Origin of the sequence: Hydrogenophaga sp. (assembly GCF_051860785.1) — a bacterium.
GTDB lineage: Bacteria > Pseudomonadota > Gammaproteobacteria > Burkholderiales > Burkholderiaceae_C > Hydrogenophaga.
In genome coordinates this window covers 39,083-46,316 of record NZ_JBIMLB010000031.1, presented here as the reverse complement: position 1 = coordinate 46,316, position 7,234 = coordinate 39,083, and the positions used below count along the sequence as shown (strand labels likewise).

General features: G+C 67.5%; 6 protein-coding genes. 5 read left to right on the top strand and 1 reads right to left on the bottom strand.

Annotation, left to right across the window (positions count from 1 at the left end):
- The 5 genes from ACTIF6_RS25450 to ACTIF6_RS25430 all read left to right on the top strand — a co-directional run.
- The coding region (locus ACTIF6_RS25450; RefSeq protein ID WP_439590525.1) for a transposase at positions 1-313 on the top strand (313 nt) is incomplete at its 5' end.
- Positions 314-477: 164 nt separating this feature from the next.
- Complete coding sequence (locus tag ACTIF6_RS25445) at positions 478-1,545, top strand: VWA domain-containing protein (RefSeq protein ID WP_439590524.1); 1,068 nt, start codon at positions 478-480, stop codon at positions 1,543-1,545.
- A 67-nt stretch (positions 1,546-1,612) separates the two neighbouring features.
- Positions 1,613-2,866, top strand: a complete 1,254-nt coding sequence (locus ACTIF6_RS25440; RefSeq protein WP_439590523.1) for an FAD-dependent monooxygenase — start codon at positions 1,613-1,615, stop codon at positions 2,864-2,866.
- Entirely contained in the window at positions 2,863-3,855 is a 993-nt protein-coding gene (locus ACTIF6_RS25435; RefSeq protein ID WP_439590522.1) for a Bug family tripartite tricarboxylate transporter substrate binding protein, read from the top strand. The genes ACTIF6_RS25440 and ACTIF6_RS25435 overlap by 4 nt, the downstream gene beginning before the upstream one ends.
- 33 nt (positions 3,856-3,888) lie before the next feature.
- Positions 3,889-4,974: a phage tail sheath family protein gene (locus tag ACTIF6_RS25430; RefSeq protein ID WP_439590521.1), complete on the top strand. Its 1,086-nt coding sequence runs from the start codon at positions 3,889-3,891 to the stop codon at positions 4,972-4,974.
- Between the two features lie 4 nt (positions 4,975-4,978).
- Here the strand turns inward: ACTIF6_RS25430 and ACTIF6_RS25425 are convergent, their stop codons facing one another.
- Positions 4,979-7,189: a membrane-bound PQQ-dependent dehydrogenase, glucose/quinate/shikimate family gene (locus ACTIF6_RS25425; RefSeq protein WP_439590520.1), complete on the bottom strand. Its 2,211-nt coding sequence runs from the start codon at positions 7,187-7,189 to the stop codon at positions 4,979-4,981.
- Positions 7,190-7,234 lie beyond the last annotated feature (45 nt).

Below are 7,234 nucleotides of genomic sequence, written 5' to 3'. Positions count from 1 at the left end.
GGGCTACCAGGGCGTGGCCAAGCGTGAAGAGACGCAGGGCATCGAGGCGAACTGGCACGTGGCCATGCGCCCGGGCAAACGCAAGATGCTGGACAAGAGCACGCCCATGGGCGAGATCATGGACAAGCTGGAGCAGACCAAGGCACGCATACGGGCGAAGGTGGAGCACCCGTTTCGGGTGATCAAGCAGCAGTTCGGTCATGCCAAGGTGCGCTACCGGGGTCTGGCCAAGAACACGGCGCGGCTGACGATGCTGTTTGCGCTGAGCAATCTGTGGATGGTGCGCAGGCAGATCTTGAGGCTGCAGGGATGAGTGCGCCCGCACCCCGCGCGATGCCCTGCGGGGCGGGGAAAAACGGGCGCAGAAGGTCGAAATCCGCCGTCAAAAACCATCCGCATCCGACTTCGATGTCGACATCCGAAATCCATCGACTCAGCTCACGCTGCGGCGGGGGTTGTGCAGACCTTCCCTAGCGCATGAACAACTGGCCTGTCACCTTCCTATGGCCACAGTTGCTCTGGCTGCTGCTGGCATTGCCCCTGCTGGTGTTGCTCTACCTGTGGCTGATGCGCCGCCGCAAGCAGGTCGCGCTGCAGTACGCCAGCCTGTCCATCGTGCGCGAAGCCATGGGCCGGGGCGCGGGCTGGCGCCGCCACGTGCCGCCCATCCTGCTGCTGCTGTCCATTGCCGTCATGCTGCTGGCGGCCGCGCGGCCTGTGGCCAAGATCGTTCTGCCCTCCACCCAGCAGACCATCATCCTCGCCATGGACGTCTCCGGCAGCATGCGCGCCGAAGACGTGCAGCCCAACCGCCTGGTGGCCTCGCAGAACGCTGCCAAGGCCTTCCTCGCCGAGTTGCCGCGGCACGTGAAAGTGGGCATCGTGGCCTTTGCCGGGTCCGCGCAGGTGGTGCAGCCCGTCACGCTCAGCCGTGAAGACCTGGTGACCGCCATCGACAAGTTCCAGCTGCAGCGCGCCACCGCCATCGGCAGCGCCATCGTGGTCTCGCTCTCCGAGCTGTTCCCCGAGCAGCGCATCAACCTCGGCGACATGACCTACAGCCGCAACACCGATCCCTTTGCGCCCAAGGGCCGCGCGCTCGACCAGCCCAGGCCTGACGACAAGCCCTTCACACCGGTGGCACCGGGCTCGCACACGTCAGCGGCGATCATCCTGCTCACCGATGGCCAGCGCACCACCGGCGTGGACACCGCCGAGGCCGCCAAGATGGCCGCCGAGCGCGGCGTGCGCGTCTATACCGTGGGCGTGGGCACGGTGGATGGCGAGATCATCGGTTTTGAAGGCTGGTCCATGCGCGTGCGGCTGGACGAAGAGAGCCTGAAGGAAGTGGCGCGCACCACCCAGGCCGAGTACTACCACGCCGGCACCGCCGAGAACCTGAAGAAGGTGTATGAAACCCTCAGTTCGCGGCTGACTGTCGAGAAGAAGGAAACCGAGATTTCGGGCCTGCTGGCGCTGGCCGCGTCCATCCTCGCGCTGTTCTCGGCCGGCTTGTCCGTGCTGTGGTTCAACCGGATTCTCTGAACGCGGTCGATCCCTTCGGTAGCCCGGGGCTGGCAGGTCATCACCTGCCGCGCGGCACAATCCCCGCATGACCCAAGCAGTTCTCATTGCCGGCGGCGGCATCGGCGGCCTGGCGTGCGCGCTTGCCCTGGCGCGCGCCGGTGTGCACTCGGTCGTGCTGGAGCAGGCGCAAGCGCTGGGCGAGGTGGGGGCGGGCCTGCAGCTCGGTCCCAACGCCGTGCGTGTGCTGGCCGATTGGGGGTTGATGGACGCGCTGTACGAGTGCGCGGCATTTCCCGAGTCGCTGCACGTGCGCGATGCCCACAGTGCCGCGCAACTGGGTCACCTGCGCCTGGGCGCCATGGCGCTGGCGCGGCACGAGCAGGTGTACGCCACGCTGCACCGTGCCGATCTGCATGGCTTGTTGCTGAAGGCAGTGCAGCGCCTGCCGGACGAAGTGCAACTGCGTCTGGGCGCCCGGCTCGCAAGCTTCCATGAAGATGCCGATGGCGTGCAGGCCACGCTGGAGAACGGCGAGACCTTGCAAGGCGAGGCCCTCATCGGCTGCGACGGGCTCTGGAGCCGCGTTCGCGCGCAACTGCTGGGCGAGCAGCCACCACGCGCCACGGGACACCTGGCGTATCGCGGCATGGTGCGCGTGGCCGATCTGCCGGCTGCGCTGAATGCCAACCTCGTCACCGCCTGGCTCGGACCCCGGCTGCACGTGGTGCACTACCCGGTGAAGCAGGGTGAGTGGTTCAACGTGGTGGCGTTTGTGGAGGGTGCACTCGAGCCGGCCGACGATCCTCAAGGCTGGACGCACGAGGCGCATGTGGCCGACCTGCAGCGCGCGCTGGGCCCCGCGTGCGCCGAACTCATGGCCGTGCTCGACGCGGTGACCGACTGGAAGCTCTGGGCCCTGAACGACCGAGCGCCCATGCAAGGCCCGCAGGAGCACGCGCAGGGGCGCGTGGCGCTGCTGGGCGATGCCGCGCACCCCATGCGGCCCTATCTGGCGCAAGGTGCTGCCATGGCCCTTGAAGACGCGTGGACGCTGGGGCGCATCTGGGGCGTGCAGCGGATGCAGCGCGGTGGGCCCGACTGGCCCACCGCGCTCGCGCAGTACGCGGATTTTCGCTGGACCCGCAACGCGCAGGTGCAGGCACTTTCAAAGCGCAACGGCACCATCTTTCACGCCAGCGGGCCGCTTCGCTGGGCGCGCAACCGGGCCATGGCCCTGCTGGGCGAGCGCTTGCTGGACAATACCTGGCTCTACGGCGGGCCGAGCGATCCGGCGCCGGCACCTGAAACGCCTTCAATTCGAAAGAGGAAGACCCCATGACGCAGCAACATTCCCCCATCACCCGCCGCCATGCCCTGGCCACCGCCGCCGCCCTCGCGGCCACTGCCATGTTGCCCGCTGCGCATGCCCAGGTTGCCTGGCCCAGCCGGCCGCTGAAGATGATCGTGGGCTTCCCCGGTGGTTCGTCACCCGATCTCACCGCGCGCCTGCTGGCCGAGCCGCTGTCGCAGGCGCTGGGCCAGCCCGTGGTGGTGGAGAACCGGCCAGGTGCAGGCGGCAACATCGCGGCCGCCCAGGTGGCCCGCGCCGACGATGACCACACCATTGGCCTGATGATCAACGGCAACATGACGATCGCCAAGATCCTCAACCCCGACACCACCTACGACCCCATCAAGGACCTCACTCCCGTCTCCCTCATCGCCACCGCGCCGCTGGTGCTCAGCGTGCCGGCTACGGTGGCTGAAAGCGGCGCGGCTTACCTGGCGGTGGCCAAGGCCGCTGGCGACAAGTGGAACTACGGCACACCCGGCGTGGGCACCGTGGGCCACCTGGGCATGGAACTGCTCAAGAGCCGCTCGGGCATCGCACCGGTGCACGTGCCTTACCCCGGCAACCCGCAAGTGATTGCCGCCATCATCGGTGGACAGATCCAGATGTCGCTGCTGCCGCCGGGTCTGGCCATGGCGCAGGTGCGCGGTGGCAAGCTCAAGGCCATTGGTGTCACGTCCACTGGCCGCAGCAGCCTGGCGCCCGAGGTGCCCAGCTTGTCCGAAGCGGGTGTGCGCGACTTCCAGCTCGAGATCTGGAACGCCGTGGCCGCGCCCAACAGCCTGCCCAAGGCACACGTGAACAAGCTGGCCACGCTGCTCACCGAGATCGTGCGCCGCGAAGACATTCGCCAGAAGATCTTTGCCCAGGGCTGGCAGGTGGCCGGCACCGGTCCCGAAGGCCTGGCGCGCCGCATCAAGAGCGACACGGCGGCCATGACCGAGGTGATCCAGCGCAACAACATCCGTCCGGGCTGATCGCAGAACCGGCATGGCGCTGGAGAGCTGCACGTGCTGGTCAACAGGCCCTGGGTCGACTTCGAAGGAACGCACATGCCGAAGTACCTAGCTCCCGGCGTGTACGTGGAAGAGGCCAGCTTCCGCTCGAAGCACATCGAGCCAGTGGCCACGCACACCACGGCTTTCGTCGGCACCATCGGCTCGCGCACCGTGTCACCGCTGCTGACCAGTGTGAGCGACTTCGATCGTTATCAGGATGGCGAGACCCATGCGGCGATGGCGCAGGCCGTGCGCGCGTTCTTCAGTGAGGGCGGAAAACGGTTGTACGTGGCGTCGACGCTGGACGCCATCGAACCCCTGGCGGATGTGTCCATCGTGGCTTCGCCCGGCGACACCACCACCGAGATGGCGCACGCGCTGATTGCTCATGCCGAACGGCCCGGTGCTCACCGCATCGCGGTGCTCGACGCGCCAGCGGGCAGCACGATGGCGAGCGTGCAGGCGTACCGGCGCGCTTTCGATTCCAGCCATGCGGCCCTGTACCACCCCTGGATCGTGAGCAGGGTTGAAGGCCGCGAGGTGGTGTTGCCGGCGTCGCCCTTCGTGTGTGGCATCTACGCCCGCCACGATTTCGAACAGGGTGTGCACAAGGCGCCCGCGAACGAGGTGGTGCGAGGTGCCGTGCGTTTCGAGCGTCCGATCAACAAGGCGGAGCAGGACGTGCTCAATCCCGAAGGCATCAACTGCTTGCGCTTCTTCGATGGACGGGGCCTGCGCGTGTGGGGCGCGCGAACGCTCTCCAGCGATCCTGAATGGAAATACGTCAACCAGCGGCGCTACTTCAACTACCTGCAGGCTTCGCTCGATCGCGGCACGCAGTGGGTAGTGTTCGAAGCGAATGGCGAACCGCTGTGGGACCGGCTGCGCGAGTCCATCACCCACTTTCTCTACAACGAATGGCGCAACGGCGCGTTGCTCGGAGCGAAGCCTGAAGAAGCCTTCTTCGTCAAGTGCGATCGCAGCACCATGACGCAGAACGACATCGACCACGGTCGCCTGGTCTGCCAGGTCGGCGTCGCGTTCCTCAAGCCCGCCGAGTTCGTCATCTTCCGCGTCGCGCTTCAGTTGGCGGTGTGAAACCTCAACGGGCCGTCGCCACACCCGGCAGTGCGTACGCGATCACCGAATCGCCCGCCTTGGTGCCGAGCGATCCGTGGCCCCCGGCGGCCACCACGATGTACTGCCGGCCGTCGCGGCCTGTGTAGCTCATGGGCGTGGCCTGTCCGCCCGCAGGCAGGCGGCCCTGCCAGAGTTGATCGCCGTTGGTGAGGTTGTAGGCGCGCACGTAGTTGTCGATCGTGCCTGAGAGGAAGGCCACGCCGCCCGCCGTGATCAGTGGCCCGCCGAGGTTGGGCACGCCCATGCGGAACGGCAGCGGGATCGGCGCCACGTCGCGAACCGTGCCGTTGCGGTGTTGCCAGACCACTTCGCCGCTGACAAGGTCCACCCCGGCGATGAACCCCCAGGGCGGTGCCTGGCACGGCAAGCCAAGCGCCGAGGTGAACGGCCCCATCTTCACGGCGAAAGGTGCTCCCAGGTTCTCGTTGAGCGCAGGCAGCGCGCCTTCCGGCGGGCCACCGTCCTGCACGATCAGCGATGTGTCGTCCGGACGCGGCACGAGCTGCGACGTGAAGGCCAGGTAGGTCGGGGTCGTGAAGGCCACCTGCCGCACCGGATCCACCGCGATCCCACCCCAGTTGAAGACGCCGAAGTTGCCGGGATGCACGAGCGTGCCCTGGGTGGACGGTGGCGTGTAGCGTCCTTCATAGCGCAGTTTCCTGAACGCGATGCGGCAGGCCAGCTGGTCGAACAGTGTGGCGCCCCACATGGAGGCTCCGGTCAGTGGGGGTGGCCCGAACGAGATGGCCGAGACCGGTTGTGTCGGCGCCGTGTGGTCGCCTTCGGCCGCGCCTTGCGGCACCGGCACTTCCTTCACGGCGTGCACCGGCCGACCGGTTCGCCGGTCCAGCACGAAGAGCTCACCCTGTTTCGTGGGCTGCACCAGCGCAGGCACTGTGGCACCGTTCAACGTGAGGTCCACGAGCGTCGGTTGAGAGGGCACGTCGTAGTCCCACAGGTCGTGGTGCACGGTCTGGAACACCCAGCGCAGGCGGCCGGTGGCGAGATCGAGCGCGACCACCGAAGAGCCCACGCGTTCGATGGCCTCGCTGCGGTTGCCGCCCCACTGGTCTGGTGGCGGGTTGCCCATGGGCAGGTACACCAGGCCCAGCCCTTCGTCCACGCTCATGATGGACCACACATTGGGCGAGCTTTCCGAATACGTCTGCCCGGCCTGCAGCGGTGTGTTGTCGTCGGGATGCGCCGGGTCCCAGTGCCACAGCAGTTCGCCGGTCTGCACATCGAAGCCACGGACCACGCCCGAAGGCTCGCTGGTCGACACGTTGTCGAGCACCGTGCCACCCACCACCAGCACCTTCTGCGATGCGATCACCGGCGAGGTGGAGTAGTAGCCGCCCAGCCGCACGTTGGGCATGCCGTGCCACAGGTTGATCTGGCCGCTGCCGGCGCCGAAGTTGCGGCACACGGAGCCCGTCTCCGGGTCGAGCGCGATGATGCGGCCGTCCACCGTGGGCATGTAGAGCATGCGCAGGCAGTTGTCGGTGGCGGGGCTTTCCTCGGCCGCCACCGGCAGCGGCGGTGCGGGCAGGACGGGCTGGGTGGCTGCCGCGCTCGCGGCAGTGGGCACGCGGGCTTGCGGCGGCTCGCCGTCGCTCGACCAATAGGACAGCCCCCGGCAGGTCAGGTGCTGCAAGGCCAGGCCGGAGCGGATCTTCGGATCGAAGCGCCAGCGCTCCTCGCCGGTGGTGGCGTCGAGCGCGATCACGAACTGGTGTGGCGTGCAGAGGAAGAGCATGTCGCCCACCTTCAGGGGCGTGACCTGGAAGGTGGTTTCCTCGGGGTCGCCCGGCTGGCCGCGCTGGTCGCGGGTGTTGAAATGCCAGGCCACTTCGAGCTGGTCCACGTTGTCGACGTTGATCTCTGCCAGCGGCGCGTAGCGCTGGCCATGACCGGTGCGTCCGTACGCATGCCAGTCCAGTCCCACTTCCCACAGCGACCACACCAGCGTGGCCAGCAGCAGTGCGGCATACACCCACCAGGCCAGAGCGCTGGCCCGGTAAAGCAGCAGCGCCACCACCGCCAGCGCCACGCCAGCCGCCAGGTAGAAGGGCGAACCTCCCAGCGCCATCAGCCACGCACCTCCACCCAGAAGTCCCAGGGCCATCAGGCCCAGGATGATGGCGATGCTGGTGGTGAGGCGGTTCTTTCCCATCGAGGCGTTCTTTCTTGGCTGGAAGGTCGAAAGCCAACGGGGGGC

What these genes read in the sequence shown, in the direction of transcription:
- ACTIF6_RS25445 (WP_439590524.1), top strand. Translation starts at nt 478, where the DNA reads ATGAACAACTGGCCTGTCACCTTCCTATGGCCACAGTTGCTCTGGCTG.
- ACTIF6_RS25440 (WP_439590523.1), top strand. Translation starts at nt 1,613, where the DNA reads ATGACCCAAGCAGTTCTCATTGCCGGCGGCGGCATCGGCGGCCTGGCG.
- ACTIF6_RS25435 (WP_439590522.1), top strand. Translation starts at nt 2,863, where the DNA reads ATGACGCAGCAACATTCCCCCATCACCCGCCGCCATGCCCTGGCCACC.
- ACTIF6_RS25425 (WP_439590520.1), bottom strand. Translation starts at nt 7,189, where the DNA reads ATGGGAAAGAACCGCCTCACCACCAGCATCGCCATCATCCTGGGCCTG.